Consider the following 26,200-nt stretch of genomic DNA (forward strand, 5'->3'; position numbering starts at 1 on the left):
TCTATTGACTCCAGAATAGGGTAATCTGACTGCGCTTTCGACGAGCACCCCTCAAAAGCGTCTGACACCTTATTTGCAAACGTTTCTACTTACGTAGAAGTAGGAATAATAAAGTTAGTGCCTTGTAGAACGAGAGAATGGCGATGACTACTGCCCCCACCCAGAGTGGAAACAGAAATGGCCGTGCGAAACTGGGCCATTGGGAAACTTCTGTCGATGAAAGGACTAGCGACCATACACAGAGTGCCAGATTAGCAAGGAGTGCGACGCGAAAGAACGAGAGGACGTGACCCCAGATATCTTGGTTTTTTAGCAACCAGGTCATACGGCCAGAAGTGACCGTAAGCATAATGGCCTGTGCTGTGCCAAGAAAGCCAGTCAAAATTGACGAGATGCTAATGGTCGCAGCCAACTGACTGTCGTACCGGGCTGTCGAAAACGTCCAACCGGAGAACCATGTTGCGCTTGCAGCAAGGAGGCCAATAATAAGAGGCCACGAGGCTTCGAGGCATTGTGCCGGTGAGCGCCGAACGCTTTCCGCAGGGGAGGCCTCGTTCATACCCAATCGTCCATCGCAACCTCCAGCAAATTGAACATGCTCGTTGCTTGGTAGCGTTTTCCTTGGGTTCTAAGAACTTTGGATTCGCTGAAGTATCGGCTCTCGGTCGCCGCAAGTAGATCAATCGGATGAAGGCGGTCCTCCTCGTTTTCCCGGGCTTCCAATAGTAGTTTATCGCCGGGATTTTTGCGCTTACGAATCCGACTGGATATCGGTCCAACAAAACGGCCAAGCAAAGATTGATCCTTAGTTCCGATCTCGACAGAGAAAGATGCTTCAAAACGCTTAGCGTTGGACTGCACGCAAGCCTTCATCATATCTGCGACCTTGGTGCCTTTGAAACGCGCGACGTCGGCGTCAGAGACTTTATCGATCATGATGTGCATTTTTGCCACTTCTGACTTCTGCCGATAAAGGCTCAGGACGCTCTTGTTTACTACTGGTAGTAAGCGATAGCCTTGGCTGCCTACGTTTGTCGATTGAGATAGATAGTCAGCAATCTTTGGCATGCGGACTCCAGCGTGGCAGTATTGCACGATCAATTTGGATTGCGAGGGTACAAAAAGTGCAAATGTCTCTTCGAGCAACGTGCCGTTTTGTTGGAGGACAAGATCCTGAGCGGGTGCCGTGGGTCCCCCAATGGCTGGCCAGCCGTCGTCTCTCGCGCGAGTAAAGCCCAGCCTCCAGTAATCAGGCTTGCCCGCGATTTGATGAAACGTCACGTGTTCGAGGCGGATCGAGAGCTTGCCGCACACCTTTACTCTATCTTGCAGCGGTGTGTTCGCCAGCGCTCCGAGAACCTGAGACAAATCTGGAGTTCCGGGGAGTGCGTCCACGGCATACAAGTCAACTGTGATAGTTCTCATTTTTTCGTTAAATTCCGTTACTGACACGCTATTTTTATCACTGTCTACGAAAAATCCAAAATCGCCCCCTCTGATGACTTTGGTCGGCTTGAAAATTACACTTGAAATTTCTCGGAGCGGCGACAACCAAAGATTGCCCATGCCCCTAATCATCTGGCCGAGGTTGCTTCATCTTTGGTATGGCTATCCGTAAGACTGTCGTACCCGATTTTCAGGTAGGGGCTCGTTGCAGAATTTTCGATGGCGGACTCTGAGGTTTCCCCCCACAGCTTTTCAGGGAAATCCACTTTAAATCAGGGATTTGCGATGGTGGGCGAAGTCGAACGATTCGCCGCTGGATGATTGAGGCGTGCATGGCGCCAGTCCTATACCCTTCATCGGGCGACTACACCGTTTGAAGGAAGACAGGCCATGCACGCAGTCGTAGGGACTACACCGGGCTGCCCGCAGTGCTTCGTAGGCAACAATCTTGTACACCGCGAACGCTAGCCTAGTATCAAAAATGTCCCTTTCTGCAACGTCTCCCCATCCCACGCCATATACTCCCCCCGCTACCCCCCACCGGTAGTCCGGACTGGAAGCCGGAAAGCTATAGGCGGACAGCCGCAACGCATGCGGCCTGACTCAGCCCTATAGGAGGCAGCCCCATGCTGCACCACCCCCTCACGCAAAACCCTTGGTTCGTCGATTCCGACCGCGAATTCGGCCCAGTTTCCCTTTCCCATCTCCACCAGATAGACCGCGCCCGCTACGCGATTCAGACCATCGTCCGCATGGTCGGCAATAGCGCTGCCGAACCCGACGCAACAGGCGCTCCGCCGCTGGATGCCTGGGCAGTGATGGCGTTGATGGGTGGGGTAGAGGGGTTATGCGACCACATCGGCACCTTGACCGACGCCATGCTTGAACAAGCACAGTCGGGCCAGGGCGATGACGCGGACGGTGACGGCGCGACGCACGACGCGCCGACTTCAATCCAATAGTCATTGAACGCCGAGTTGGGTTAACGTGATCCGCTCGGCAACCGCCAAATCACCCCCCCGCCATGTTCCAACTACGCCAACTAAAAATCTTCATTGCGGCAGTGGAAACGTTGAGCTTCACGCAGGCCGCCAAACGGGTGCACCTGTCGCAACCCAGCGTGACGGAACAGGTGAGGGCGCTGGAAGAGACCGTCGGGCAGCCGTTATTCATCCGCCAGAACAACCGCCTGCAACTGACCTCGGCCGGAGAAAAGCTGGCAGTCCGGGCCCGCGAGTTACTCGCCCTGGCGGACGACACCTTCCGCGAGGTTCGCGACAACGCCGCCGATCCGGCCGGCACGATTCGCGTCGCGGCCCCGCAAACGCTGTGCACCAGCATCCTGCTCCCGCAACTGCTGCACTTCGCCGCGACGCACCGCGACGCCCAGGTCGCCGTCCAGGAAAGAAACTCCCAAGCCACGGCCCAGGCCGTGCTCAGCGGCACCGCTGACCTGGGGCTGGTGCACGGCTGGCCGGCCAGCGACGCCAATCTGCACGTGGAAGTCATTACCCGGGACATGCCGGTGGTGGTTTTTTCGCCGGGTCATCCCCTTGGCCTATCGTCCGACGTCGTTACCCCGGACGCCCTCGCGGCGTTTCCGCTGATTGTGACGATGGAAGGGTGCCGCTATCGAGAATACCTCGAGGCGCTGTTGCAGGAAGCCCCCGCGCGGCCACGCATCCGTGGTGTTGCCGACAGCGTTCCTGCCTTGATGCAGATGGTGTCGGCGGGCCTTGGTGTATCAATCCTGCCGAGAATGGCCATGAACCCGGCCGGGACGATGCCTGACCTGTCGGGAGTGGTGACGAGGTCGTCTGAGACGGCGTCTGGCCTGTCAGGAAGGGTGACGAAGCCTACCGAGACACCCCCCCGCGTCGAATGGCGGCCGCTAGCGACCCGCAGTGGGGAAGGGCTGCCCATCTGCCTGCTCACCCCGCCCCGGCAACCCGCAAGCCACGTCGCCGCCTTCATCCAAAGGATCCGCCTGGCGGCAACCCCCTCAGACGAGCCGATGCCCGCCGTCCACGTGCAGCACCGTGCCGGTCGTGTAGCCATTGCCAAGTAGAAAGGCGATGGCGTCGGCGATGTCGTCGGGGGTGCCCACCCGGCCCACCGGCAGCCGCTCGGCCATCGCTGCCAAAAGCGATTCACTGTCCGCGCCCGCCACGTCGTTCCAGATGGGCGTGCGTACCCACCCCGGCGATACGGCGTTGATGCGCAACGGCGCAAGTTCGACGGCCATGGCGCGCACGGCGCCTTCCAGGGCGGCATTGATGGCGGCCACGGCGACGCCTTTGGGTCTGGGGCGGTAGGCGGCAATGCCGGACGTGAGGGTGATGGAGCCGTGCGCCGGCATGTGTGGCGCGCCGTGTTTGGCCAGCAGGATGGGCGCAATGACCTTGGAGCGGATGGCGCGGTCCAGCGCGTCCAGGGGCAGTTGCGGCAGCAACTCGTAGGCGCCGCGGATGTCGGCGGCGGTGCAGATCAGGTGGTCCACGGGCCCTGATGCTTCGAACAGCCGCTGGACTTGCGCGTCGTCGGTGACGTCTGCTTGAAGCAGGATGGGGTCGTTGAAGGCTGGCGCTTGCTTGGGAGCCTTGTCGCCCAATGTGCCCAACTGCTCGCGCGCCGCATCAAGCTTGTCGCGGGACCGGCCCACGATCAGCACCTGGCAGTGCATCTTCATCAACCGCGCACTGACGGCCAGGCCCATGCCAGAGTTGCCGCCAACGACCATGACCCGCTGTCCTGCAAGATTGTTGCCCATGTTCCATTCCTTGGAGTCCGTGTGTGGAATGGGGGATGTTGGCGCGACGCTGGGCCAGGCGCCAGCAGGAAGGTCTGATAGGGGTATCGGTCTTGCCGATGTGGCTTGCGGGCCTGTGGCGCTGGGCAGCAGGCCGGTTGCCGGTCAGTTGCTATTGATCCAGGTCTGCGTGTCCCGGATGAACCACGGCAGGCTCAGTCTTTCCCCGTCACCCGTCTGGATGGTCAGGTTCTGTCCCGACGACGCCGTGCCGCTGGGCACGGGCTTGGCCGCGGTGGGCGGTCGGCTGCGGTGGTCCATGTCGACGAGAACACGTCAGGCTCACCGTTTGGTTCACCGTGGCGGATTGCGATAAATTCATGGGGAAACCTCAGTGTCAGACACCTTATTTCCTTATTTATAGCCTCCAATTCTCATCCTGGTAGCGGTAGCAAGCGCCGACTTCAGTGCCAACCGATTCCCTTGAACGGATTCCAGGCATCGACATGTTTTATTTCTTTGAGATAGACCTGATAGCTCGCCGAAGTCGAGACAAGAAGCATGTAAATCAGCCAAATCGACACCATTGCACCCGCCCCAAATCCGTCCCCGAGCCCCAACAGCCCTATGAAAACAAGGTAGGCCAGCATGATGACAATCATGGTTATTACATTTAATACCAATCCCTGTTTCGTCATTCCTTTTTGGATGAAATAGATCCAACCAAAGAAGAATGCCGGGAAATTAAACATGAACCAGAATCTTTTTCCGAAAGGCATGGCCTTCAAGGCCCGACTGTGGGCGCGCGTGCCCGGCGCACCATGCTGATCAAAGAACTCAAAACATTCCCTGAATTTTTTGCTATATCCCGCATACTTTTCCGGCGGCATTTCGTCATCCATTCAAATTATGGCCAGGGCATCACATGTGGCTAACCCGCCTGAAAAAAGGCGACCTCCATCGCTCTGGAGATTTCCGAGCCATCGAGCAGAAATTTTTCTACGCGGAAAAAAGTGGTGGAATTGGAACTTTCTGAAAACGGCCCTGATAACGGCACGCGACGCAATCACAAGGCGGACGTCGTGTCCCAGGGCCGAATCGTGGCCCCTCACAGTACAGCCCCCATGGGGAAGTATCTGCCTGACCGCGGAAACCGGCTCGACCCAGCCATGATCGTCTAGGCCCCGCGGCTGGTGCGGTATCGACAAAATCCGAGGAAGCACGCAGAAAGCCCGCATCGACTTTCCGCCGTGCCCGTATATTCGCACTGGATGCATTGCAATAACTGGTGTCAGACGACCGCATCTGTTAATACGACCATCGAATGCTACAACAGAGCGAGCCTGTTCCATCCATTCACCCCCTCACCGAAGATCCAATGGCCAGATTTGCTCCCATTCTGTTTGCATCAGTCTTCCTGCTTGCTGCCCCCTCGGTGTTGGCGACAGGCAGTTCGCCCGCGCCGACGAGCACGGCTAGCACGTGCAAGCCGTTGAGCACGATGAAATTGAACGAGAGCGGTGAAGGGTTCGCAGATCCAGACCAGGCCATTGGGCAGTTGTCTGCTTGTCTTTCAAGTCGGGCCGATGCTCCACCCGATGTTCGGGCGATCACGTTGCAAATGCGTGCAGTCGCGTACGGGCAAAAGGAAGACTACGCACATGCCATCGCCGATCGCGAGGAATCATTGCGCTTGAAGCCTGCCCGCACAGCTTGGGACATCATCGGTCTTGCCCGCGCCTATCGAGGCGGCGGGCAGCCCGAGCGGGCGGTCGAACTGCTCAGGAAAATGCTCCAGGACAACATGGGGCTCGACGGCAAGGGCACGACCCCTGGCATGCCGAGCTACTACCATCTTGGCCGGGCACTGATCGATACGCAGCAGTGGTCGAGTGCCGCGGAAGCCTTTTCTGAGGGCATGACTTACCAACAGGATTATGTCTGGGCATACGCCTATCGCAGTGTGGCCTATGACCGGATGGGGCAGTCGGAACTGGCGCGTGCCGACATCGACAAGGCCCGTGCCTTGATCGGCAAGTCCCAGCCGGCTGCTCGCGAGGAATACCGGCAGACCGTGCAGAAACCGCCATTCGTGGACTTACTGAAGAAGTATCCCGAGCAAGGAAAGTAGGCAATATCGTTTGGTCTGCTGACGCGCGGCGATTGCCAGCAGACTGGTTGCCGCTCACTGCTTATTGATCCAGGTCTGCGTATCCCGGATGAACCATGGCAGATTCAGTCTTTCCCCTTCACCCGTCTGGATGGTCAGATTCTGTCCCGAGGACGCCGTGCCGCTGGGCACGGGCTTGGCCGCGGTGGGCGGCCGGCTGCGGTAGTCCATATCGGTGCGCTTGGGCGGGGCATCCGCGCAGGCGGCCAGCGATGCGCAGGCGATGGCGAGCAGGAGTGGAGTGAGGGCGGAACGAAGGGGCTTCATGGTGTAGGGATTCCTGCGGGGGGCACAGGCCGGGGTGCCGAGCAATCAAGGCCTTGTACCCAATACCTTACTCGCAATGCCGCGATGCGGTGGCGCTTGCACGACGCGCTTGCAGGTGAATCAAGCCAAAGATGCCGCGACTTCGGCCATTTTTCGGCCCCAGTTTTCCCGGTTCCAGTCGGCCTCGGGATGGCGGCGTATCAGTTCTTCCTCGAGATAGTTTCTGAGAGACTCGGGCTGCACTTTTACCCAGGCGATCTGGACCGTTCCGCCGGCACAAGCATGGGCGACAACTTGAGCCAGTTTTGAGCCTGTTTTCTCATGCTTGTGAAACAAGTGATTTTTGATCCGTTGCCGCGCGAGCTTCTGGGTTGTTTTTCCGAGGTACCTGAGGGTATGTGTTTCAACGCCGCAGGCGGCGGTGAAGATTGCATACAGGTTGGCGGAGCCTGATGTCCTGGCAAGAAGCACTTCGTTTGCGTGCGCAAGGGCTGCGCCATTCCAGGGTGAAACCGCTGGAGAATATGGTGTCAGACTACGGTTTTCGTTCGCGAAACCGTAGTCTGACACCATTGTTCATAGATGATGATGGAGAGGTCCCGGAATGGTTTGGGGGCTTTCGTACCATGCAGGGAGAAATTGAACGGCAAGCTTTTGCCGTTAACAGTTCTCCGCCGGCGAGATTGAGATGGTACTTTCAAACCCCCAAAACACTCGCGCTGATGTTCTCAGTATTGAATGAATATCGTGTCGAGTCCGAGTGGCATCCTTAGAGAGCAAGAAATGATCTTTACGTGCAAATTCAGAGACCCAACGCTCGCGTCGGAAGACTTCCCCGAGATGCTACGTCGAATGCATAGCATTACCTCATTGTTGGCTGAGAAGTCGGAGGGATTGAGTCATTGGTTTGCTCAGGGTGATTCGATCGAAGAGGCACTCTTATATCCTGCGTTTGAGGGCGGAGAGCCATCAACAGCACTGCTTGCGGTGCTTAATCACAAGTATCGGGATGATAAGTCGTTTACGTTCATCTCGATTTGGAATGGGGCTGACGAGCGACGTGACGGAGTTTCGCTTGCACTGTATGCGAACGACAGGAGTCAACCTTGCACTCTGACCATTTCGAATCATAAGCAGCGAGACGACAGGTTTGGCGGCGCAGATTCGGTTAAAGACATCGTCGCGGCACTGGCAAGACTGTTTCATCCTTTGTACATCTCTGTCGCGCCTCGCTATTACGCTCAAAAGCAAGTCTTCGACGACAAGCCTGGCGTAGGCTGGATGCTGTACCTCCCGCAAGTAATCACCGCCGAACAAGTCCCAGAAGCCCAAGCATTGATTCCCGTTCCCGCTGCCGGAAAGAAGCAGACCGGCACTATTATCGTTAGCGTAGCTGATGAAGTATTTTCGCTGGACAACCCCAGCCATGTCGATTTGGCAAACCGAATTGAGATGCGCCTGGTGGATCAGGACTTGCTGCCACGCTACGCAGACCTGTAATTTGTCATTGATCTGCCTCCCAATCGCTGCGGGACGAGCGGAAAATGGAAATCAGTGAGCCATGTCGAGTCGGCCATAATGGAAACGATGCCCAGCACGAGAATACTTCAGGCCGATTAGGCGCTCCGGCGCCGCTTCCCGACTATTTTTTAGCGCTTCGCCCAATCAATACTCCCCGGCTCCGGACATACCCACGACCCTTGCAGCCGTTCCCGGATCTCGGCCAGGCTTTGCTCCACCAGCAACCGGCCATCGCGGAAAACCGGCACCAGCGCGCCGCCTTCCGCTTGTTCAGGCGTTTGCTGGTCATGCAGAACATACCCGGTGGCCGTTTCATCGACCCGCAGCAGGCCCTTGGCCGACCGCTTCACGCCCGAGTCGGTGACGGGGTCCTTCACCAGTTCCTGGGCCTCGCCGTTGACCTCGGCATACGTCGCCTTCAGGGCCCAGCCGAAGGTGTCGCGCGTCAGGTACTGGTAGGTGTACGAGCCGATGCCCAGGACGACGTTGCCGGATGCAAAGCCCTTTTTCTCCAGCCGCACCAGAATGTCTCGGCCCCGGGCCAAGGTGATCGAATCGCCGTAGATCAGGCCGACGTGCGAGTCCAGCAGCTTGTAGCCGCGGTCGGTGACCGTGCCGCCAAAGGTGTCCCACAGGCATTGCACGGCGCCTTTGACTTCGGGTTCGCGCAGCGTTTGGGCGGCACGTGCGTCTTCGTCCAACCGCCAGTACATGCCGGTCGCCACATCGCGCACCGCTTCGAATCCCTCACGACGGGCGGCAACCAGGGCCGCGGCGTCTTCCACACGGGGCACGTCGGTGCAGAAGTAACCAGTCAGGATCTTCACGGGGTCGCCGGAATCCGGCCGGAACACGACCTTGGCGTTGCCATAGGGATCGGGCTGGCGCGCCAGGATCTCGGGCTTTAACGCCGCCGCAAAGTCCGTGACGACCTGCCAGAAGTCCCAGGTATCCGACACCACCGACACGATGCCGGCCGGATACACCTGGGTGACCAGGCGGCGGATGGTTTCGATTTCGCCTTCCTTACTACCCAGGCACATGACCGAGTGCTCGGTAGCCGGGACCGAACCGCCGATGAGTTCGCGGTCGGAGTCCGCGCCGTACAGGTCCTCCAAGTAATCAATCGCCGGAATGGTGTCGGTGCCGGTGAACGACAGCAAGTGACCGGCACCGCTCTTGCGGGCGTCGTACAGGCCGGACATGCCGCGCATCGAGAAGTCGTGGCCTTGCCAGTTGACGAAGTCCATGGGGCTGCCGGTCAGGCGGGCGAAGTAGGTGAGAAGCTTGCGGTATTCAAAGGCGATGGTGGCGACGGTGGAGGCCTTCCAGGATTCGCAGCTGAACAGGGTTTCGATGTAGGTCACCAGCCACGCGAATTCCGGGCGGGTGTTGACGAAGGTGACCGGGGGCACGCGGATGTCGACGCGCGCGCCCTCGGGCAGCGAGCGGATTTCCAGGGGCAGGTAGCCCAGGTCGTACAGGGCTTGCAGGTGGTCGACGGTGACGGCGCCCTTGCCCAGCGCGTTGTCCACGCGGCGTCGGTATTGGCGAACGGCGGCGCCCGCGGGCTTGCCGAAGAATTCTCGGTTGAACAGGTCGATCAGGATTTCCTTGATGAAGCCTTGCAGGCCGAACCAGACGATCTTGTTGTCGAACAGTTCGGGCAGCACCGGCGCCAGGCGAGCCGAGCGCGGGGTGAAGTTGGCCAGGATCTTGTTGGTGCCCTTGGGGTACTGGAAGGGGTGGCCGGTCTTGTAGAAGTCGGCTTGCAGGAAGGGGTTGATGCCGTTCTTGACGGTGACGGGAGCGGGGGCGTTCATGGTGCGGACTCCTTGATGCGGATGGGCTTAGTTGTGGGTGCCGGCGGGCGCGGGGTTGACGACCGTGGGCGCATCGGCGCCGTCGGCACCGGTCCAGTCGTAGGCGGTGTAGAGGCCGGCATAGCGGGCGTTCAACTCGGCAAAGCCCTTGCTGAAGAGGCCATGCGTGACGTACAGGTACAAGGGCTGGCGGGTCTTGTCGCGCAGGGCGGTGGCCAGTTCCAGGAAGGTGCGGCCGCCGTCGCAGATGTCGTCGACGACCAGCACGGGCTGGGCGGGGATGTCGTCGGGCACGCGGGTTTCCGTGATGCGGCCGGTCTGCGGGTCGCGGACTTTTTCGGCGTAGCGCACGTCGGTCACGCCCAGCTTCTTGGCCAGGGCCTGGACGCGCTTGCGGGCGCCGGCGTCGGGCGCCATCAGGGTGACGCCGTTGGCAAAGGCGGGGGCGGCCAGGGCGCTCTTGAGAAAGGCGCTGGCATCGACCACGCGCACGCGTTGCAGCAGGGCGGGGGTGACGTCGCTGTGGGGCTCGACGACGGTGACGGTGGCGTATTGCTGGTCGTTGATCAGTTTGCAGAACACGGTCGCGCCCAGCGCTTCGCCCGGGTTGCAGACGCGGTCTTGCCGGGCGTAGGGCACGTAGGGCATGTCCAGGTGCACGGGCACGGCGGGGTTCAGGCGGCGCAGCGCGTCGGTCAGCATGAGCAGCTGCATGACGTCGTCGGCGGACTTGAGCAAGGCGTGGATGCGGAATTCGCTGGCCGTATCGGCCAGGGCCTGCAATGACGCCGGCACGGTGACCTGGCTTTCGCCGCCGGGGAACACAAACGCGGCCGGGGTGGCGCTGTGGCGTTGTCCTGCTACTACCGCTGTGAGGGTGAACATGATGTGGCCTTAGTGGCAAATTAAAACTAAGTGGCGCCAGTATAAGCCTACTTATTGTTTGTTTGCAACTATGGTGGGTTCAAGAGGTGGGCGCGATGCTTATCCGACGCTGCGGTCGAACAGGGTGAAGTCTTTCAGGCGGTACAGGCGGGCGGGGCGTTGGGCGCCCAGCACGTAGTCTTCGGTGGCTTCCAGCACGCCCCAGGCTTCCATCTTGCGGCGGAAGTTGGATTTCTCGAGGCGGGTCTGCAGGATGGCTTCGTAGGTGTGTTGCAGTTCGGTCAGCGTGAAGCGTTCCGGCAGCAGGAAGAACGGCAGGGTGGAATAGCTGGACTTGCCGCGCAGGCGGGCGACGGCGGCGGCGACGATGTCGGCGTGGTCGAAGGCCAGGGGCGGCAGGGCGTCGACGCTGACGAACTGGAAGGCGGCCGGGCTCGCGGCTTCCAGCTCGGCGGCGGGCACCAGCGCCACGTAAGACACGGACAGCGACCATTTGCGCGGGTCGCGGTCTCGGCCGGAGAACACCTGCAACTGCTCCAGGTAGCGGGGTTCGAAGCCGGTCTTGTCCCGCAGCACGCGGCGGATGCTGGCTTCGGTGCTGGCGTCTTCATCCACATGCACGACGCCGCCCGGCAAGGCCATGGCGCCCTTGAACGGCGCGCGGTCGCGCGGGTGCAGGGCGATTTCCAGGCCGGTTGCGCGCAAGGTGAGCAAGACGGCGTCGACGGTGACGAGGGGCTGGGGGTGGTCCAAGCGGGATTCCGTAGGCGAGACTTCGGGGTAAGGTGCCACTAAGCGGGGGATTGGTCAACTGTGCCTTGGAAAGGGTTGAGATTTATAAAAGTGAAGATTACGCTACAAAAAAGTAGTGAACCCTACAAATAATTCTGGCGTTTTGCATGGACTGGTTGACCCTGATTCTTTCGATGCCTACGGAAAACGCCACCGCCCGGATGCGGGCCTGGCGCGCCCTGAAATCCTGCGGCGCTGCCGTGCTGCGTGACGGGGTCTACCTATTGCCAGCCCGGAACGCCAGCGAGGAAACCTTGAACGCCATCGCTCAGGACGTGCACGATAACGGCGGTACTGCCCACCTGGCCCGCGCCGAGTTCATCGGCACGGACGCCGCGCCGTTGCAGGCCTTGTTTGACCGGTCGGCGGACTATGGCGCGCTGATGCAGGGCATCGGGTCTATCCGCCAGGCGCTGTCCGCCGACACGGCCATGGACACCCTCAAGCAGTTGCGCAAGCTGCGCAAGACGTACGCTCAGTTGGCCGAGATCGATTTTTTCCCGGGCGAAGCGCAGCGGCAGGCCAATGCGGCGCTGCTGGACCTGGAAGCGGGAGCCAACCGCGCGCTTGGCGCGGACGAACCGCAGGCGGTCGATGCGGAGATCGTCCGATTGGCGGTCGATGACTATCAAGGCCGGGTCTGGGCGACTCGTGCACGCCCTTGGGTCGACCGCCTGGCCAGCGCGTGGCTGATCCGGCGTCGTATCGATGCGCGGGCTCGCATCATGTGGCTGGCATCGCCGGCCGCTTGCCCGCCGGACGCGCTGGGGTTTGATTTCGATGGCGCCCGGTTTTCGCATGTGGGGGCAAAGGTGACCTTTGAACATCTGGTGGCCGCCTTTGGCTTGCACAGTCCCGGCCTGGACCGGATCGGCGCCATCGTCCACTTCCTGGATCTGGGCGGCGTGCAGCCGCCGGAAGCGGCTGGCGTGGAGCAGGTGCTTGCGGGGCTGCGGGCAACGGTGGCGGACGATGATCAGTTGCTGGCCCTGGCAGACGCTGTTTTCGACGGGTTGCTGGCCAGTTTTGGGCAAGAGGGCCGGTCATGACTGCCCACTCGTCAGATGCCGCCGTCCCGGCAGCCGAGCCGGGCGATAAGCCGCAGCAACGACCGCAACCAGTCAGCTTCCGGCAGGCGTTGTGGTTCTGGCTGAAGCTGGGGTTCGTCAGCTTCGGCGGCCCGGCAGGCCAGATCGCCATCATGCACACTGAGCTGGTGGAACGCCGCCGCTGGATCAGCGAACGGCGCTTTCTGCATGCGCTGAACTATTGCATGCTGCTGCCGGGGCCCGAGGCGCAGCAACTGGCGACCTATATTGGATGGCTGCTGCACCGGACCTGGGGCGGCATCGTCGCCGGCGGCCTGTTCGTCCTGCCGTCGCTGTTTATCCTGATCGGGCTTTCCTGGATCTACATCGCCTGGGGGGATATCCCGGTGATCGCAGGTCTGTTCTACGGTATCAAGCCGGCCGTCACCGCCATCGTCGTGCATGCCGCGCATCGCATCGGGTCCCGCGCGCTGAAGAACCCCGTCCTCTGGAGCATCGCGGGGGCGGCGTTCGCGGCGATATTCGCGTTGAAGCTGCCGTTTCCGCTGATCGTCGCCATTGCGGCGCTGGCCGGCTGGCTGGGGGGGCGGCGTTGGCCCGCGTATTTCGACGGCGGCTCGCGCCATGGCGCCCGCGGGCAAGGCTATGGCCCAGCGTTGATCGACGATGACACGCCCACGCCGGATCATGCCCGCTTTCGCTGGAACCGCCTGGCCGGGATCGTGGGCGCGGGCGTGGTGCTCTGGGCTGTGCCGATGGTGGCGCTGACCGCGCTTTACGGGTGGCAGGGCGCGTATACCCAGATGGGCTGGTTCTTCACCAAAGCCGCGTACCTGACTTTTGGCGGGGCTTACGCGGTCCTGCCATACATCTATCAAGGGGCCGTGGACCACTACGCATGGCTGACGCCCGTGCAAATGATCGACGGCCTGGCGCTGGGCGAGACCACGCCGGGCCCATTGATCATGGTGGTTGCCTTTGTCGGGTTCGTCGGCGGCTACAGCCATGGCCTGTTCGGCCCGGACGCAGTGTTCCTGGCAGGCGCGCTGGCTGCTTGTGTGGTGACCTGGTTCACATTCCTGCCGTCGTTCCTGTTCATTCTTGCCGGCGGTCCGCTGGTCGAGGCTACCAAGGAAGACTTGAAATTCACGGCTCCCCTGACAGCCGTCACCGCGGCGGTGGTGGGCGTCATCTTGAACCTGGCCGTGTTCTTCGGCTATCACGTCATGTGGCCGCAGGGCCTGGCGGGGGCTTTCGATTGGGGCTCAGCGCTGATCGCATTGGGGGCCGCCGTCGCATTGTTCAGATTCAAGCGCGGCGTGATCGCGGTCATTGCGGCTTGCGCCGTCATCGGGCTGCTTGTGAAGCTTGCCTTCTGAGGGCGCGGGGGCGGAGCTATTGGCGCCGTCGGTGGCACCGACCAAGCGCACGCCCATTCCCACATTGATGCCGTTCGCGAAGCGGTAGTCGCCCCAGGCCGAGGCCTGGTTGCGCGGAGTGGCGGTCAGCTGGGTGCCGATCTTGTCTGGATTGGCGTTCTTGGTGACGCGGGCGTCGGGCGTCCAGGTGTAGGACGGCAGCAGGTTCCTGCCGGTGACGGGCTGCATGGCCATTTCCAGTTCCATGCCGCGCACCGTGACTTCGCCCGTCTGCACCGGCACCCTCTCGCGGTCGAAGGTCATGACGTTCTGGCGGCGCAGGCCGAACAGCACGGTGTGCAGCCAGTCGCCCGAGCGCAGCTTGGCTTGCACCTGGTTGTCGATGGTGCCCAGGCTGCCGTGTTCGCGGCTGCCAAAGACGGCGCATCTCTTAAAAGGGCTGTTCCACCGCGCCCACTTGCTGCCACGCGGTTTCGTGGGTGGGGTCGGCGGCGCGCGTTACGCCCGTCCGCTGAGCAGGCGGGCGCAAGCGTCCACCAAGTCATCGAAGTGGTGCAGCAACACATCCGGCTTCAGGTCCGCCGCCGGGATTTCGGTATAGCCGAAGCTCACCAGGATCAAGGGCGTGCCGGCCCCCCGCGCCGCGCCGGCATCGGGGGCGGCATCGCCCACCATGACCGTACGGGACACGTCGCCGCCCACGGCCTGCACGGCCTCGATCAGGTGGGCGGGGTCGGGTTTGGGGGCGGTGACGGCGTCCAGGCCGACCACGCCGTCGAACAGAGGCGCCATATCCAGCAGGGTCAGCAGGCGAACGGACAGCGCAGTGGGTTTGTTGGTGCAGACGACGAGCTTGGCGCCGGCGGCCTTCAGTTGCTGGATCGCATCGACCACGCCCGGAAAGGGCCTGCTTTCGTCGGCGATATGTTCGCGGTAGCGGTCGACGAACCGCGGAAAGAGGTCGGCGCTGCGGGCTTCGGGTTCCGGCTCGCCGGCCTGGGTCAGCGCCCATTGGATCATCCATTTTGCGCCGCGGCTGACGTGCGCCTTGGCCTGCGGGTAGGTCACGGCGGGGTAGCCGGCCGCTTGCAGCACGGCGTTGATGGCGCCGACCAGGTCCGGGGCCGATTCGACCAGCGTGCCGTCCAGGTCGAAGGCGATGGTGGCGTCTTGCAGGGTGGTATGGGTGGTCATGGGGAACGGCTTTTCAAAGGGACCAGACGGCCGGGACGGATGCGGGGTCGGCAGGATGAAACGAACAGCGGCAGCCTGCGCTTCGTCAGGCCTGGTTCGGGTTCGCCCGGCTCAACATGTCGATCCGCCGCTGATGGCGTCCGCCTTCGAACGGCGTTTCCAGGAACGCGCTGACGCATTCCCGCGCCACTTCGAATCCCGTGATCCGGCTGCCCAGCGCCAGGACGTTCGCATCATTGTGCTGGCGGCTCAGGCGGGCCATGGTGCTGTTCGTGCACAGCGCCGCACGGACGGCGGCAAAGCGGTTCGCGGCGATGGAGATACCGATGCCGGACCCGCAGATCACCACGCCTTGCCGGGCCTTGCCTTCGGTAATGGCCTGCCCCATGGCAAAACCAAAATCGGGATAGTCGACCGACGCCGAGCCGTGCGTGCCCAGGTCCAGCCATTCGATGTCTGTGAACGCCTGTTTGAGTTGTTCTTTCAGGTCGTAGCCGGCGTGGTCGGAGGCGATGGCGATGGGCATGGGGGACTCGGATTTCAATCGGGTTGGCGTGGGGCGTTGCAGGGCAGTCGTGGATTGCCACTGCCGCGCAATTGTGACATCAGTCACGCATCAACGTCCGCACCCCGGGTCCGCATCCTCGGCAATCGCGCGAATGACCCGCGCCGGGTTGCCGCCCACCAAGGTGTTGGCCGGCACGTCCCGCGTCACGACCGAGCCGGCGCCGATCACGGCATTGTCGCCCACGGTGACGCCGCCGATGACGGTGACGCCCGCGGCGATCCACACGTTTTTTCCGATGACGATGGGTTTGGCGACGACGCTGCGGTGGCGTTCGGCGGGGTCCAGCGGATGGCCCGAGGTGATGAGGCTGACGTTCGGGCCGATCAGGACGTCGTCGCCGATGTCGATGCCGCCCAGGTCGTACATGGTGCAATTCTGGTTGATGAAGACGTTGCGGCCGATACGGATGCTGTCGCCGCCGGTGGTGTAGAACGGCGGGATCAGCGAGAAACGTTCGTCCAGTGTCTGGCCGATGAGTTCGCTGAACACCGCGCGGATCTGATCCGTGTCGTCGTAAGTCAGGCGGTTCAGCAGCGGCGTGATGCGCAGGGCGCGCTTGACGCTGGCCACCATCGCGGCGGATTCCGGGGTTTTGCGGGGAATGGTGGTGCTGGGCGGATTGGGCATGGTTTCAATAGATTCCATCCAGTTCCGCCACGGCCTGCGGCGACAGCGTCAGCTGCGCCGCCTGGGCGTTCTGCCGCAGATGCGCCACGGACGACGTGCCGGGAATCAGCAGGATGTTGGGCGAACGCTGCAGCAACCATGCCAGCGCGACCTGCATGGGCGTGGCCTGGCATTGGGCGGCCACGCGTTCCAGGGTGGCGGACTGCAAGGGCGAGAAGCCGCCCAGCGGGAAGAAGGGCACGTAGGCAATGCCTGCCTGCGCCAACTGGGTGATCAGGGCGTCGTCGTGGCGATGCGCCAGGTTGTACTGGTTTTGCACGCAGACGATGTTGGCAATGGCACGAGCCTGGGCCACCTGGCTGGCGGTGGCGTTGCTCAGGCCCAGGTGGCGCACCAGGCCTTTGCGCTGCAGGTTGGCCAGGGTGGAGAACATGGGTTCGATGTCGCCCTCTGCCGGTCCGGCCACGTCGAACATGAGCCGCAGGTTGACCACGTCCAGCACGTCCAGGCCCAGGTTGCGCAGGTTGTCGTGCACGGCGGATTCCAGTTCGGCGGGCGTGGCGGCCAGCAGCCACGAGGCGTCAGAACCCCGGCGCGCGCCGACCTTGGTGACCAGGGTCAGGTCGTCGCGATAAGGGTGCAGGGCTTCGCGGATCAACTGGTTGGTGACGTGCGGGCCGTAGAAGTCGCTGGTGTCGAGGTGATTGATGCCCAGTGCGACGGTTTCCTTCAAGACGGCGATGGCCTGGGCCTTGTCTTTGGGCGGGCCGAACACGTGGGGGCCGGCCAGTTGCATGGCGCCGTAGCCCAGGCGGTTCACGGCACGGTCGCCCAGCAAGTAGGTGCCAGCTTGTTCGATGGAGGTCATGACGGGTTCCTGAGGGGAGGGGGAATGGACGTCAGTCTAGGCCTGGGAGTACCGTACGACAATCCTGCGTAATCGCACAGCTTGTGCGGAATTCAGAACAATCGAGACCCGCCATGCAAGACCTGCAAGACATCAGCGCTTTTGTGGCCGTGGCCACGCACGGGGGCTTTCGGGGCGCGGCCCGCCATACGGGCTCCAGCGCATCGCAACTGAGCGAGGCCGTGCGCCGGCTGGAAACCCGGCTGGGCCTGCGGCTGTTCAACCGGACGACGCGCAGCGTGGCCACCACGGCGGCCGGGCAGCATTTGCTGGAACAGCTGACGCCGGCGCTGAACGCGGTGGAATCGGCGCTGGACGTGGCCAATCGCTTTCGCGATCGGCCGGCGGGCAGGCTGCGGCTGAATGTGCCGCTGTCGGCGTCCCGGCTGGTGCTGCCGCGCATCATCCCGCCGTTTCTGGCGGCGTATCCCGAGATTCGGCTGGAAGTGGTGGTGGACGACCGTTATGTGGAATTGCTGCAATCGGGCTGCGACGCGGGCATCCGCTACGAAGAAAGCATGGACCAGGACATGGTGGCCATTCCGATCGGCCCCAAGCGCCAGCGGATGGGGGCGGCGGCTTCGCCTGCGTACCTGGCCAGGCACGGGCGGCCGACGCATCCGGACGATTTGCGCAATCATCTGTGCCTGCGCGGGCGCTTTTCCAGCGGGGCCATGCCGGCCTGGGTATTCGAGCAGCCGGGCAAGCGCGTGACGGTGGACGTGGATGGCCCGTTGATCGTGAGCCTGGGTGAAGCGGCCGACCTGGCGGTGGATGCCGCCGTGGGCGGCGCGGGCGTGGTGTATCTGTTCGAAGACTGGCTACAGCCCTACCTTGACCGCGGCGAGCTTGAACCGTTGTTGCAAGACTGGTGGCCCAGCTTCACCGGGCCGTTGCTGTATTTTCCCGGGCGCCGCTATCTGCCGGCGCCGCTGCGGGCCTTCGTGGATTTCGTGCAGACGCAGCGCTGGTAGGGGCGTGCCTATTTGCCCGGGCTTGCTAGCGCGCCGCTGCTGCGTTTCCTGAACTGCGCCGCTTTGTAGCGGTTGCCGCATTGGGCCATGCTGCACCAGCGGCGCTTGTGCGATTTGGTGCGGTCGTAGAACCACAGGATGCAGTCCGGGTGTTCGCACTGCTTGACCAGCGAGAAGTCGCCGTCGACGAGCAGGTGCGCGGCCGCTTCGGCCACCGGCCCCAGCAAGGACGCGATCGCGTCGCCCTGCGGGCGGCGGGCCAGCACGAATTTGCCCTGGCCATCGCGTTCCAGCCGCGGTGACGTCAGATACCCCTGCAAATATTGATTCAGGCGGCCGACATCGACGTCTTGCCCCGCCTTGCGGGCGGCGATCAGGTCATGCACCACATTGCGCAGTTGCTTGCCCTGGGCCAGCAGGTCTGCCGAAGCCACGCGGGGGGGCTTGCCCGGGGGCGCCACGTGATGGCGTTCGAGCCAGCGCATGACGTCGTCGCCGCGGTTCCAGAAATCCACGATCTGGTCGTCGCTGCGGGCCTGGGTGTTGAGCAGGTCCATCGCCAGGTGGTCGCCGATCATCGGCGGCTCGGTCGCGGCGCCGTCGTGCCGGTGTTCTGCGGTGCTCATTGGATAACCTTTAAAAATGATGTTGACAGGTTATCACGATCTGGGGCAGACTGCGCAAAAGTAACCATTGAAATTCAACTTCAATAGTTACTTTGTCACCAGCTACCCTTTGCAAGGAATCGCCATGAATGCCACCCCTCCCGCTGTCGATCACGCCAACGCCCCCATCCGCCCCGAGGCCGTGCGCCACGCCACCCTGGACGTCGACGGCGTCAGCGTCTTCTACCGCGAAGCCGGGCGTGCCGATGCGCCCACTGTCCTGCTGCTGCACGGCTTTGGCGCGTCGTCGTATATGTTTCGCAACCTCATACCGGCCTTGGCCGGCGACTACCACGTGATCGCGCCGGACCTGCCGGGCTTTGGCCAGACGACGGTGCTGCCGGGCGTGGATTTCGCCTACACCTTCGACAACCTGACCTCGGTCATCGAGGCCTTCACGCAGGCCAAGGGCCTGACGCGCTACGCGGTGTATGTGTTCGACTACGGCGCGCCGGTGGCCTGGCGCCTGGCGGTCAAGCATCCGGGCAAGATCACCGCCGTGGTCAGCCAGAATGGCAACGCCTACGAAGAAGGCCTGAGCCCCGGCTGGGCGGACATGCGCCGCGCCTGGGACGCGCCGACCGCCGAAAACCGCGAGGCGCTGCGCCGTTTCAATACGCCGGACATGATCAAGTGGCAGTACGTCGAAGGCGTGGAAGACGCGTCGCTGATCGCGCCCGAGACCTACCAGCTGGCATCGGCCGCCATTGCCCGCATTGGCGACGAGCCGCAGATGGACTTGTTGCTGGACTACGGCAGCAACGTCAAGCAGTACCCGCAACTGCACGCGTTCTTCCGCGAATACCAGCCGCCCACCTTGGCGATCTGGGGCAAGAACGATCCTTTCTTCCTGCCGCCGGGGGCGGAAGCGTTCAAGCGCGATAACCCCCGGGCCGAGGTGCGGTTCGTGAACAGCGGTCACTTCGCCATCGAAACCCACGGGGCGGAGATTGCGGCGGCGATGCTGGAATTCCTGAATCGCAACGTCAAGGCGTAGCGCTGCGTAGCGCGAGAACGGCGGGGTTCGGCGAGCGCCGCCGTCGGGGTGTCGGGGCAGGGGCTTTCGTAACCTACTAAAAGTAGGCTACGATTGGTACATAGAAACTTCATCCCAGAGGTCCCCGACATGCACGCGCTTATCGTTGTGTCCCACCCCGACAAATCCTCCTTGACGCATGCCATCGCGAATCACGTGGCGCAGGGCGTCACGGCATCCGGCTCGCAGCATTCGTTTGAAATCGCGGACCTGACCGCGGAAGGTTTCAACCCTGCCTTCACCCGGCAAGATACGGCGTTGCTGTTGTCGCGCGGCACGCCGCCTGCCGATGTGGCTGCCGAACACGCACGGATCGACCGCGCCGATGCGTTGGTGCTGGTCTACCCGGTGTACTGGTGGTCGTTTCCCGGCCTGCTGAAAGGCTGGATCGACCGCGTGTTCACCAACGGCTGGGCCTATGACGACGATCTGGAAGGCAAGCTGGTCAAGAAGCTGGAGCGCCTGGACGTGCACTTGATTGCCAATGGCGGCGCCGATATGCGAACCTACGCCCGGCATGGCTATTTCGGCGCGATGAAAACGCAGATCGACCACGGCATCTTCGGTTACTGCGGCGCGCGTGTCGCGTCGTCGGAATTGATGGTGCCGTCGGATGCGGGTTTTCCGACGTCGCACCTGGATGCCGCCCATGCCATCGGCCAACGCCTCTTTGCCGCGCCGCGATGATTCAAAACCCCTGAACAGAGACCCCATGCCTGCTGCCCCAGCCCCCGAGCCCCGTCGCCGTTTCACGAAGGAAGGGCGGCTGCGGCAGCTATTGGATGTGTCCTGGCAGTTGATCCGCGATGAAGGCACCGATGCCTTGACGCTGGGGCGGCTGGCGCAAGAGGCCGGTGTTTCCAAACCCGTGGTCTACGACCATTTCGGCACGCGCAATGGCTTGCTGGCCGCGCTGTACCAGGATTTCGACCTGCGCCAGACGGCCATCATCGACGAGGCCATCGCCGCCAGCAAACCCACGTTGAAGGACAAGGCGGATGTCATTGCATCGCGGTATATCGCGTGCGTGTTGACGCAAGGCCGCGAGATTCCCGGCGTGTTGGCGGCGCTGGACGGCTCGCCTGAACTGGCCGCAGTGAAACGCCAGTACCAGCATGCCTTCATTGAAAAGTGCCAGCAGATATTTTCGCCGCTGGCGGGTTCGAAGACGCTGACCCTGGCCAGCCTGTGGGGCATGCTGGGGGCGGCCGACGCGCTGTCTCAGGCGGCCGTGGAAGGCGAGATCACCCCCGACCAGGCGCGGGAAGAACTGGTTCAGACCATTTTGAATATGGTGAAGCGTAGCCGGTGAATTCGTCGGCCGGTCACTGCTGCAGGCAGCTGCTGATGGCGGACGTCAGCCGGTTCATTTCCTTGTCCACGCCAAGATCGGCGCAGTAAGCGCCTGACCCCCGCAACGACAGCGTCAGCGCGGTGGGCGCTTGCGGTGAGACCTCGGCCCGCAAGCGGAATCCGGACACATTGGACGCGCGATATTGTTGGGTTTCAAGCACGCCCGCATGGACATCGCGGATGGCGTGGCCCGTGTCGGCATACCGGGCGCGGTCCGGGCTGTTGATGGACGCTTGATCGACGCAGAGGAAGATTTTCTCGACCGGGGTATTCGGCGGCACCGCCAGCGATGCCTGCTTGCCGGGACCGAACGCATCGCACAGCGCTGTCGAGGTCGAGCAGCCCGTCAACGCTGCCGATAGGGCCAGCACCACGGGCAACTTTCCATGCCACGAGCGGTATGCCGACGCTTTGCGCATGCTTGCCATGTTTGCGATCTCCCGAGTCATAAGGCTTGTCGGATAAGGGCCGCACGACGCGGCGCAATAGATTCTAGCGTGGGGCCAATTCGTGTTGCCGCTGCGCGCGGCGTCTACGGCGCGCCGTGGCAAATTGGGTAGAATGCGCAAAAACTGGCCGTAAGCTTTTTGAAAGGCTGCGCGTCAGTCATCTCGAGGCCAGGCGGGGAGGGGTGCGGGTGGCCTGTCGCGCTGGCAAACCAAATCAACTTCAAAAAGAGAGAGCCAGTGTCACTTTCGCGTATTGGTATTTTTGCCGCAGCCACCCTGTTGACCGGGTGCACCATGCTCAACGGAAATCGCACGGCAGATCTCTCACCCGAGCTGCGCGACGCGTTCGAAACCGAGCTCTATTGCACCGGCGAATCCCAGTGCAAGCTCATGTGGGAACGCGCGGTCTACTACGTGGCGACGACCTCGCGCTGGAGTTTGCAGGCGCAAACCAACAACCTGATCGAAACCGAAGGCGTGCCGAACAATTATTACGCCCTGGGCTACAGCATCACCCGCGAACCCATGGGCGAAGGACGCTACCGTATCGATACCCGCGCCTGGTGCGGTTTGAAACGCTCGCAATGCCGTCCGCACGCCGATGAAGGCGTGGCGCGGGCCAAATTCTATATTCGCAACGGCAAGAAGGCCGCATGATGCACCGTCGATCAAGGCGCGCGTGACGCGCCTTGATCGTCAGGGCTGCCAAGCGCCGCCGTGAGCGAATGCGGAAGGCGATTCAAATCCTGCCAGGCAACGCGCGGGCAAAGAAGAACTTCAACATCTCGCCGGTGGCGTCCGGGCCGTTGCGGTCTGTGTAAGACCCGTTGGCGCTGCCGCCGGCCCAGGCATGGCCCGCGCCATGGATTTCCCAACGTTCAGCCACGACCGTTCCGGCGGGGTCACGGTAGACGTATTGGGTGCTGGCATGTCGATGGCCTGCGCCAGGCATGCGGCAGGTTTCGATCCGCGCGCTGGCGCCCGCCGCAGCGTCGGCCACGCGTTCGGCATTGCCGGGATGCACGGTGGTATCGCGGTCGCCATGAAAGATCAGCGTGGGCACGCCATGGCCCGCTTGCGTCGGCGCGTGCCGGCCCAGGCCCTTCATCGCGCTGAGCGCGGACGGCAGATCGGATGCCGCCCCGGCGGCCAGGCCGGAATGCACGCCCACCGCGGCATACAGCTCCGGGTGGGTGTTGGCGAGAATCGCGGCCATGGCGCCGCCGGCCGACAGGCCCGCGACATAGACGCGCTGGGGATCGATCGCGTGCGCGGCCATCACTTCGCGTGTCATACCTGCCAGGATGGCGGGTTCGCCGCTGCCGGCGCGCTGGTGGTTGTGCTTGAACCAGTTCCAGCACTTTTGCGGATTGACCTCGCGCGGCTGCACGGGGTACAGCACATAGAATCCTTGCTCACGCGCCGCCTCGTTCATGGCGGTGCCGGCCGCGAAATCGTCGGCGTCCTGGGTACAGCCATGCAGCATGACCACCAGCGGCAAGGGCTGTCCGCCCGCATGGGGCGGCACGTAGAGCTTGTACTGGCGTTGCCCCGCCGCGTTGCGGAACACACCCGCGGTGAAGGTATCGCCGGAAAGACCGGGGCGGTGCGCTGGCGCAGTTTCCCACGCCTGGACATCAATGACGTCGGCATCGTCCTGCCTGGGGCTGGCGGTGTGTGCGCCGGGGCGCAATGCGGCCTGGATGGCGGCTGTGGCGGCGGCCAGGTTGCCGGACCGGGTGAGTCGGGTGGCCTGCTTCATCAAGGACTGGAATTCCGGGTGCATGGCATTGCCTATGGGGTCAAGCGTTGGTCAGCGGATGCGCTGATGCAGAGCAGCCTTGACGGCGGGGCTGGCGTGCAGGGCGCCCAGTACCGTCAGGGATTCGATGGTGGCAAGCGCCAGTTCGGGGGTGACGTCGGGCGCGATGGTCGCCAGGCCCAGCACGCGGATCTGCAGCATTTCGCCAGCGGCCTGGACAGCCTGCAGGTCCTGTGCGGTGTAGTGCTGGATGCCCAGCGCCAAGGTCTTGCGGGTGACGGCCTGCCGCAGGGCATCGGCGTGCGTAGCCAGCTGGTTGCGGATGGCCGTTCGGATCAGGTCGGTGCGGTTGGCATAGAAGCCTTCCTGGACGAGCAGGTCGATCTGACCCAGGTCGACGTAACCGACGTTGATGGTGATTTTTTCATCGGCGGGTTTGGACGCCGAGACGAGGGAGGGGGCACGGGGAGGCATGAACCCATGCTAATACCATCCACTTGGATGGTACATGGCTGTTTCAAAATGACAGGTGTGCACGTCGGGGACGGAAGCGCCCCCGTCGGGGATAGCCCGGGGGGGCGTTCTACGGAAGGGAAACGCGCGCCGGTTGCGATGCGGTAGGGTCGACGCGTGGCACGGCATCGCGATACGCGACGCCGTACATGGCCATCAGCACAAAGGTGATTGGCACGCAAAGCAAGACGCCCAACGCGCCGGCAAAGGCGTCGGCATCCGTCAGATGGCGCCGCCACTCGAGCAGGTCGCCGTTGAAATACCCGGCCACCGAAATCAGCAGCAGCAGCACCAGCATCAGCGGCCAACGCGGATACCGCTTCATGGTGAGCAGCGTGCGCAAACCGAATTCGCCCGTTGCCGCAATACGCGGCAGGCCCAGGCCGTAGGTGGCGAGCAGATAGCAGACCGGCAGCCAGATCAGGACCTGCACGGCGATCAGTGCCAGCCAGAACCGCGCGTCGTCTGCGCCGTTGAGCAGCACGTAGACGATGAACGGCACGTCGCCGTTGGCGCGGGCCAGGACTGCTGCAGGAAGGGCGAGTGCCGCCACCAGCAGCAGGTGGCGCGTCCGGACGGCAGGGCCGCGTCCGTTCGTGGCGCGGGCAGCATCGCCCAGGACCACCACGCGATGCCAGGCGAAGCTCATTCTTGCGAAAGCAATCAGGTTGACCAGCGCCAGCACGACCCACAGCAGGTCGATGCGCTGGTACAGGCGCGTGGTCATCAGGGCGAATGGCAGCGACAGCGTGAAGATGGCCAGCGACCACGGCGCGGCGGCCAGCATGGCGCGGCCTTGTTGACGCAGCGTATGCGTGGTTTCCGCGATAAAACGACCCGCACCGAATGGGTTCGACACAAGATTCCTTTGCTGGAAATAATGGGCTTCGTTTATACCCCAGCCGTTGCATCAAGTATGAATAATGGTTTCAGACTGAGAACATTGTTGTCGGGCGGCGAGTAGTGCAAGGCGATTCGCCGCCCGATGACGTTTCAGTCTGCGGCGATCAACGCGCTGCCGCTAAAGACCCCATGGCTTGTCGCATGAAAGTCAACGTGGCGTCGTCGGCCCAGGTGCCGGCGGTGAGTTCAGGCTCGGTCATCAGCGCATGGCGGAATTTGGCGTGCGTGGCCGGGTCCTTGCCGGCGTAGGTGCAAAACAGTTCCAGCCATTGCCGCGCCAGGTCCAGGCCGGTGGGCGAGGTCGGCGCCTGGCCGGCGTCGATGGCATCGCGTACCCGGCCCATCAGCGCCGGCCATTCGCCCATGCGGTCGCGGTAATGCGCGCGCATGAACCGGGCTTCTTCCTGCGTCAGGTGCTTTTCATACAGGCGCAGCTTGCTTTCCGAGAAGGCTTGCAGCACGTAGTCCCGCATGGCTGGCGAAATGCCGATGTGCTCCTGCATGGCGGGTTCCTGTTCGTGCATCTGGTTCAGTTTCACGAGCAGGCGCGGATCGCCATTGGTATCGCGCAGCAGCAGCGCCATCCAGCGCAGCGCCAGGGCTTGCGAGCGCGCGTCTTCGAAGGGGGCGCCGCTGTCCATCTGCTGGTGAACGTCCTTGATCAACGCCAGCCAGTCGGCGTCGTCATCGCGGCTGCGGCCGTACATCGGCAGGCGCGCCAGCTCTTCCGGGGAAAAGTATTTGTCGTACATGGTCATCAGTTCCAAAGTGGTCAGCCAATCGGCCAGCTCCGGTTCGGCGCCCCTTGCCAACTGGCCCTGCAGCTGCGCGAGACGATCGCGCAGCCGGGCGGCCTGTTGAATCTGGCGGTCGAGCATCGTGATCTGTTTCGCGATGATCCCGTCCAGCGGCGTGCCGGGCTGGTCCAGGGTGGCGCCGATTTCAGCCAGCGGCAGTCCGAAGCGACGCAGGGCCTGAATCTGATGCAGTCGGGCAATGTCGTCGCGGCCGTATAGCCGGTAACCGTTGTCGGCGCGCGCCGAAGGCGTCAAGAGGCCGATCGCGTGATAGTGGTGCAGCGTGCGGACGGTGAGTCCGCTGCGCTTGGCCAGTTCTCCGACTTTCAGTCGCATGAGGTTCCTTCGTTGTTTACGCAGGCCGGACTTTG

The 26,200-nt window shown here is 62.7% G+C and carries 31 protein-coding genes; 11 read left to right on the forward strand and 20 right to left on the reverse strand.

Going from position 1 to position 26,200, the window contains the following annotated elements:
* Nucleotides 1–555 precede the first annotated feature (555 nt).
* A complete protein-coding gene (locus tag AC3WMR_RS09955) occupies nucleotides 556–1,566 on the reverse strand; it encodes a DUF6731 family protein (RefSeq protein WP_492262952.1) in 1,011 nt (336 codons plus the stop codon).
* Nucleotides 1,567–2,072: 506 nt separating this feature from the next.
* Between AC3WMR_RS09955 and AC3WMR_RS09960 the strand changes: the two genes are divergently transcribed.
* Both AC3WMR_RS09960 and AC3WMR_RS09965 read left to right on the forward strand, forming a co-directional pair.
* Complete coding sequence (locus AC3WMR_RS09960; protein WP_492262953.1) at nucleotides 2,073–2,408, forward strand: hypothetical protein; 336 nt, start codon at nucleotides 2,073–2,075, stop codon at nucleotides 2,406–2,408.
* 62 nt (nucleotides 2,409–2,470) lie between these two features.
* The gene (locus AC3WMR_RS09965) at nucleotides 2,471–3,514 is read left to right on the forward strand and encodes a LysR family transcriptional regulator (RefSeq protein ID WP_492262954.1); all 1,044 of its coding nucleotides are present in this window, start codon (nucleotides 2,471–2,473) and stop codon (nucleotides 3,512–3,514) included.
* On the opposite strand, the gene AC3WMR_RS09970 is transcribed toward AC3WMR_RS09965, so the two are convergent.
* From AC3WMR_RS09970 to AC3WMR_RS09980, 3 genes are all read right to left on the reverse strand, one after another.
* Nucleotides 3,449–4,216 (reverse strand): SDR family oxidoreductase, encoded by a 768-nt coding sequence (locus tag AC3WMR_RS09970; protein WP_492262955.1) that lies wholly within the window; start codon nucleotides 4,214–4,216, stop codon nucleotides 3,449–3,451. The two genes, AC3WMR_RS09965 and AC3WMR_RS09970, sit on opposite strands and share 66 nt — an antisense overlap.
* Nucleotides 4,217–4,360: 144 nt before the next feature.
* Entirely contained in the window at nucleotides 4,361–4,516 is a 156-nt protein-coding gene (locus AC3WMR_RS09975; RefSeq protein WP_492262956.1) for a hypothetical protein, read from the reverse strand.
* Between the two features lie 143 nt (nucleotides 4,517–4,659).
* A complete protein-coding gene (locus AC3WMR_RS09980; RefSeq protein WP_492262957.1) occupies nucleotides 4,660–5,097 on the reverse strand; it encodes a DUF2628 domain-containing protein in 438 nt (145 codons plus the stop codon).
* Between the two features lie 599 nt (nucleotides 5,098–5,696).
* Here AC3WMR_RS09980 and AC3WMR_RS09985 point away from each other — a divergent pair.
* Nucleotides 5,697–6,326, forward strand: a complete 630-nt coding sequence (locus AC3WMR_RS09985; RefSeq protein ID WP_492262958.1) for a tetratricopeptide repeat protein — start codon at nucleotides 5,697–5,699, stop codon at nucleotides 6,324–6,326.
* Between the two features lie 54 nt (nucleotides 6,327–6,380).
* On the opposite strand, the gene AC3WMR_RS09990 is transcribed toward AC3WMR_RS09985, so the two are convergent.
* Both AC3WMR_RS09990 and AC3WMR_RS09995 read right to left on the reverse strand, forming a co-directional pair.
* Nucleotides 6,381–6,632, reverse strand: a complete 252-nt coding sequence (locus tag AC3WMR_RS09990) for a hypothetical protein (RefSeq protein WP_492262959.1) — start codon at nucleotides 6,630–6,632, stop codon at nucleotides 6,381–6,383.
* Nucleotides 6,633–6,752: 120 nt separating this feature from the next.
* The gene (locus AC3WMR_RS09995; RefSeq protein ID WP_492262960.1) at nucleotides 6,753–7,205 is read right to left on the reverse strand and encodes a hypothetical protein; all 453 of its coding nucleotides are present in this window, start codon (nucleotides 7,203–7,205) and stop codon (nucleotides 6,753–6,755) included.
* 279 nt (nucleotides 7,206–7,484) lie between these two features.
* On the opposite strand from AC3WMR_RS09995, the gene AC3WMR_RS10000 reads away from it, so the two are divergent.
* The gene (locus AC3WMR_RS10000; RefSeq protein ID WP_492262961.1) at nucleotides 7,485–8,132 is read left to right on the forward strand and encodes an immunity 52 family protein; all 648 of its coding nucleotides are present in this window, start codon (nucleotides 7,485–7,487) and stop codon (nucleotides 8,130–8,132) included.
* A gap of 149 nt (nucleotides 8,133–8,281) precedes the next feature.
* Here the strand turns inward: AC3WMR_RS10000 and AC3WMR_RS10005 are convergent, their stop codons facing one another.
* The 3 genes from AC3WMR_RS10005 to AC3WMR_RS10015 all read right to left on the reverse strand — a co-directional run bounded on the left by AC3WMR_RS10005 (nucleotide 8,282) and on the right by AC3WMR_RS10015 (nucleotide 11,614).
* Entirely contained in the window at nucleotides 8,282–9,976 is a 1,695-nt protein-coding gene (locus AC3WMR_RS10005; RefSeq protein WP_492262962.1) for a nicotinate phosphoribosyltransferase, read from the reverse strand.
* Nucleotides 9,977–10,003: 27 nt separating this feature from the next.
* On the reverse strand, nucleotides 10,004–10,861 hold the full coding sequence (gene prs / locus AC3WMR_RS10010; protein WP_492262963.1) for a ribose-phosphate diphosphokinase: 858 nt from the start codon (nucleotides 10,859–10,861) through the stop codon (nucleotides 10,004–10,006).
* 99 nt (nucleotides 10,862–10,960) lie between these two features.
* Nucleotides 10,961–11,614: an NUDIX hydrolase gene (locus tag AC3WMR_RS10015; protein ID WP_492262964.1), complete on the reverse strand. Its 654-nt coding sequence runs from the start codon at nucleotides 11,612–11,614 to the stop codon at nucleotides 10,961–10,963.
* 146 nt (nucleotides 11,615–11,760) lie between these two features.
* On the opposite strand from AC3WMR_RS10015, the gene AC3WMR_RS10020 reads away from it, so the two are divergent.
* Entirely contained in the window at nucleotides 11,761–12,702 is a 942-nt protein-coding gene (locus AC3WMR_RS10020; RefSeq protein WP_492262965.1) for a chromate resistance protein ChrB domain-containing protein, read from the forward strand.
* Entirely contained in the window at nucleotides 12,699–14,081 is a 1,383-nt protein-coding gene (chrA, locus tag AC3WMR_RS10025; protein ID WP_492262966.1) for a chromate efflux transporter, read from the forward strand. Before AC3WMR_RS10020 ends, chrA begins: the two co-directional genes overlap by 4 nt.
* Here the strand turns inward: chrA and AC3WMR_RS10030 are convergent.
* The 5 genes from AC3WMR_RS10030 to AC3WMR_RS10050 all read right to left on the reverse strand — a co-directional run bounded on the left by AC3WMR_RS10030 (nucleotide 13,968) and on the right by AC3WMR_RS10050 (nucleotide 17,338).
* Nucleotides 13,968–14,453, reverse strand: coding sequence for a TonB-dependent receptor domain-containing protein (locus AC3WMR_RS10030; RefSeq protein WP_492262967.1), 486 nt, complete (start codon nucleotides 14,451–14,453; stop codon nucleotides 13,968–13,970). The two genes, chrA and AC3WMR_RS10030, sit on opposite strands and share 114 nt — an antisense overlap.
* A 126-nt stretch (nucleotides 14,454–14,579) precedes the next feature.
* On the reverse strand, nucleotides 14,580–15,275 hold the full coding sequence (gph, locus tag AC3WMR_RS10035) for a phosphoglycolate phosphatase (RefSeq protein WP_492262968.1): 696 nt from the start codon (nucleotides 15,273–15,275) through the stop codon (nucleotides 14,580–14,582).
* Between the two features lie 85 nt (nucleotides 15,276–15,360).
* Entirely contained in the window at nucleotides 15,361–15,801 is a 441-nt protein-coding gene (gene rpiB / locus AC3WMR_RS10040) for a ribose 5-phosphate isomerase B (RefSeq protein ID WP_492262969.1), read from the reverse strand.
* A 90-nt stretch (nucleotides 15,802–15,891) separates the two neighbouring features.
* Entirely contained in the window at nucleotides 15,892–16,488 is a 597-nt protein-coding gene (locus tag AC3WMR_RS10045; RefSeq protein ID WP_492262970.1) for a sugar O-acetyltransferase, read from the reverse strand.
* The gene (locus AC3WMR_RS10050) at nucleotides 16,475–17,338 is read right to left on the reverse strand and encodes an aldo/keto reductase family oxidoreductase (RefSeq protein ID WP_492262971.1); all 864 of its coding nucleotides are present in this window, start codon (nucleotides 17,336–17,338) and stop codon (nucleotides 16,475–16,477) included. The genes AC3WMR_RS10045 and AC3WMR_RS10050 overlap by 14 nt, the downstream gene beginning before the upstream one ends.
* Nucleotides 17,339–17,451: 113 nt before the next feature.
* Between AC3WMR_RS10050 and AC3WMR_RS10055 the strand changes: the two genes are divergently transcribed.
* A complete protein-coding gene (locus tag AC3WMR_RS10055) occupies nucleotides 17,452–18,351 on the forward strand; it encodes a LysR substrate-binding domain-containing protein (protein ID WP_492262972.1) in 900 nt (299 codons plus the stop codon).
* Nucleotides 18,352–18,359: 8 nt separating this feature from the next.
* Here AC3WMR_RS10055 and AC3WMR_RS10060 read toward each other — a convergent pair whose 3' ends face one another.
* Nucleotides 18,360–18,977, reverse strand: a complete 618-nt coding sequence (locus tag AC3WMR_RS10060; protein WP_492262973.1) for a CGNR zinc finger domain-containing protein — start codon at nucleotides 18,975–18,977, stop codon at nucleotides 18,360–18,362.
* A gap of 124 nt (nucleotides 18,978–19,101) precedes the next feature.
* On the opposite strand from AC3WMR_RS10060, the gene AC3WMR_RS10065 reads away from it, so the two are divergent.
* From AC3WMR_RS10065 to AC3WMR_RS10075, 3 genes are all read left to right on the forward strand, one after another.
* Nucleotides 19,102–20,013, forward strand: a complete 912-nt coding sequence (locus AC3WMR_RS10065; RefSeq protein ID WP_492262974.1) for an alpha/beta fold hydrolase — start codon at nucleotides 19,102–19,104, stop codon at nucleotides 20,011–20,013.
* A gap of 129 nt (nucleotides 20,014–20,142) precedes the next feature.
* Nucleotides 20,143–20,739: an NAD(P)H-dependent oxidoreductase gene (locus tag AC3WMR_RS10070; protein WP_492262975.1), complete on the forward strand. Its 597-nt coding sequence runs from the start codon at nucleotides 20,143–20,145 to the stop codon at nucleotides 20,737–20,739.
* 25 nt (nucleotides 20,740–20,764) lie between these two features.
* Nucleotides 20,765–21,364 carry a TetR/AcrR family transcriptional regulator gene (locus AC3WMR_RS10075; RefSeq protein WP_492262976.1) on the forward strand — a complete coding sequence of 200 codons (600 nt, stop codon included), beginning with the start codon at nucleotides 20,765–20,767 and terminating at the stop codon, nucleotides 21,362–21,364.
* Nucleotides 21,365–21,377: 13 nt separating this feature from the next.
* Here AC3WMR_RS10075 and AC3WMR_RS10080 read toward each other — a convergent pair whose 3' ends face one another.
* A complete protein-coding gene (locus AC3WMR_RS10080) occupies nucleotides 21,378–21,833 on the reverse strand; it encodes a hypothetical protein (RefSeq protein ID WP_492262977.1) in 456 nt (151 codons plus the stop codon).
* A 258-nt stretch (nucleotides 21,834–22,091) separates the two neighbouring features.
* Between AC3WMR_RS10080 and AC3WMR_RS10085 the strand changes: the two genes are divergently transcribed.
* Nucleotides 22,092–22,511, forward strand: a complete 420-nt coding sequence (locus AC3WMR_RS10085) for a hypothetical protein (RefSeq protein ID WP_492262978.1) — start codon at nucleotides 22,092–22,094, stop codon at nucleotides 22,509–22,511.
* 82 nt (nucleotides 22,512–22,593) lie between these two features.
* Here the strand turns inward: AC3WMR_RS10085 and AC3WMR_RS10090 are convergent, their stop codons facing one another.
* From AC3WMR_RS10090 to AC3WMR_RS10105, 4 genes are all read right to left on the reverse strand, one after another.
* Entirely contained in the window at nucleotides 22,594–23,640 is a 1,047-nt protein-coding gene (locus AC3WMR_RS10090; protein WP_492262979.1) for an extracellular catalytic domain type 1 short-chain-length polyhydroxyalkanoate depolymerase, read from the reverse strand.
* Between the two features lie 27 nt (nucleotides 23,641–23,667).
* Nucleotides 23,668–24,090, reverse strand: a complete 423-nt coding sequence (locus tag AC3WMR_RS10095) for a CopG family transcriptional regulator (RefSeq protein WP_492262980.1) — start codon at nucleotides 24,088–24,090, stop codon at nucleotides 23,668–23,670.
* Nucleotides 24,091–24,199: 109 nt separating this feature from the next.
* Nucleotides 24,200–24,988, reverse strand: a complete 789-nt coding sequence (locus AC3WMR_RS10100) for a hypothetical protein (protein ID WP_492262981.1) — start codon at nucleotides 24,986–24,988, stop codon at nucleotides 24,200–24,202.
* Between the two features lie 148 nt (nucleotides 24,989–25,136).
* Nucleotides 25,137–26,165, reverse strand: coding sequence for a MerR family transcriptional regulator (locus AC3WMR_RS10105; RefSeq protein WP_492262982.1), 1,029 nt, complete (start codon nucleotides 26,163–26,165; stop codon nucleotides 25,137–25,139).
* Nucleotides 26,166–26,200: the final 35 nt, after the last annotated feature.

This window comes from Achromobacter sp. FW305-C-28, assembly GCF_058783235.1.

Coding starts and splice junctions, on each gene's coding strand:
- AC3WMR_RS09955 (WP_492262952.1), bottom strand. CDS start 1,566: ATGGGCAATCTTTGGTTGTCGCCGCTCCGAGAAATTTCAAGTGTAATT.
- AC3WMR_RS09960 (WP_492262953.1), top strand. CDS start 2,073: ATGCTGCACCACCCCCTCACGCAAAACCCTTGGTTCGTCGATTCCGAC.
- AC3WMR_RS09965 (WP_492262954.1), top strand. CDS start 2,471: ATGTTCCAACTACGCCAACTAAAAATCTTCATTGCGGCAGTGGAAACG.
- AC3WMR_RS09970 (WP_492262955.1), bottom strand. CDS start 4,216: ATGGGCAACAATCTTGCAGGACAGCGGGTCATGGTCGTTGGCGGCAAC.
- AC3WMR_RS09975 (WP_492262956.1), bottom strand. CDS start 4,516: ATGGACCACCGCAGCCGACCGCCCACCGCGGCCAAGCCCGTGCCCAGC.
- AC3WMR_RS09980 (WP_492262957.1), bottom strand. CDS start 5,097: ATGGATGACGAAATGCCGCCGGAAAAGTATGCGGGATATAGCAAAAAA.
- AC3WMR_RS09985 (WP_492262958.1), top strand. CDS start 5,697: ATGAAATTGAACGAGAGCGGTGAAGGGTTCGCAGATCCAGACCAGGCC.
- AC3WMR_RS09990 (WP_492262959.1), bottom strand. CDS start 6,632: ATGAAGCCCCTTCGTTCCGCCCTCACTCCACTCCTGCTCGCCATCGCC.
- AC3WMR_RS09995 (WP_492262960.1), bottom strand. CDS start 7,205: ATGGTGTCAGACTACGGTTTCGCGAACGAAAACCGTAGTCTGACACCA.
- AC3WMR_RS10000 (WP_492262961.1), top strand. CDS start 7,485: ATGCATAGCATTACCTCATTGTTGGCTGAGAAGTCGGAGGGATTGAGT.
- AC3WMR_RS10005 (WP_492262962.1), bottom strand. CDS start 9,976: ATGAACGCCCCCGCTCCCGTCACCGTCAAGAACGGCATCAACCCCTTC.
- prs (WP_492262963.1), bottom strand. CDS start 10,861: ATGTTCACCCTCACAGCGGTAGTAGCAGGACAACGCCACAGCGCCACC.
- AC3WMR_RS10020 (WP_492262965.1), top strand. CDS start 11,761: ATGGACTGGTTGACCCTGATTCTTTCGATGCCTACGGAAAACGCCACC.
- chrA (WP_492262966.1), top strand. CDS start 12,699: ATGACTGCCCACTCGTCAGATGCCGCCGTCCCGGCAGCCGAGCCGGGC.
- gph (WP_492262968.1), bottom strand. CDS start 15,275: ATGACCACCCATACCACCCTGCAAGACGCCACCATCGCCTTCGACCTG.
- rpiB (WP_492262969.1), bottom strand. CDS start 15,801: ATGCCCATCGCCATCGCCTCCGACCACGCCGGCTACGACCTGAAAGAA.
- AC3WMR_RS10045 (WP_492262970.1), bottom strand. CDS start 16,488: ATGGAATCTATTGAAACCATGCCCAATCCGCCCAGCACCACCATTCCC.
- AC3WMR_RS10050 (WP_492262971.1), bottom strand. CDS start 17,338: ATGACCTCCATCGAACAAGCTGGCACCTACTTGCTGGGCGACCGTGCC.
- AC3WMR_RS10055 (WP_492262972.1), top strand. CDS start 17,452: ATGCAAGACCTGCAAGACATCAGCGCTTTTGTGGCCGTGGCCACGCAC.
- AC3WMR_RS10060 (WP_492262973.1), bottom strand. CDS start 18,977: ATGAGCACCGCAGAACACCGGCACGACGGCGCCGCGACCGAGCCGCCG.
- AC3WMR_RS10065 (WP_492262974.1), top strand. CDS start 19,102: ATGAATGCCACCCCTCCCGCTGTCGATCACGCCAACGCCCCCATCCGC.
- AC3WMR_RS10070 (WP_492262975.1), top strand. CDS start 20,143: ATGCACGCGCTTATCGTTGTGTCCCACCCCGACAAATCCTCCTTGACG.
- AC3WMR_RS10075 (WP_492262976.1), top strand. CDS start 20,765: ATGCCTGCTGCCCCAGCCCCCGAGCCCCGTCGCCGTTTCACGAAGGAA.
- AC3WMR_RS10080 (WP_492262977.1), bottom strand. CDS start 21,833: ATGGCAAGCATGCGCAAAGCGTCGGCATACCGCTCGTGGCATGGAAAG.
- AC3WMR_RS10090 (WP_492262979.1), bottom strand. CDS start 23,640: ATGCACCCGGAATTCCAGTCCTTGATGAAGCAGGCCACCCGACTCACC.
- AC3WMR_RS10095 (WP_492262980.1), bottom strand. CDS start 24,090: ATGCCTCCCCGTGCCCCCTCCCTCGTCTCGGCGTCCAAACCCGCCGAT.
- AC3WMR_RS10105 (WP_492262982.1), bottom strand. CDS start 26,165: ATGCGACTGAAAGTCGGAGAACTGGCCAAGCGCAGCGGACTCACCGTC.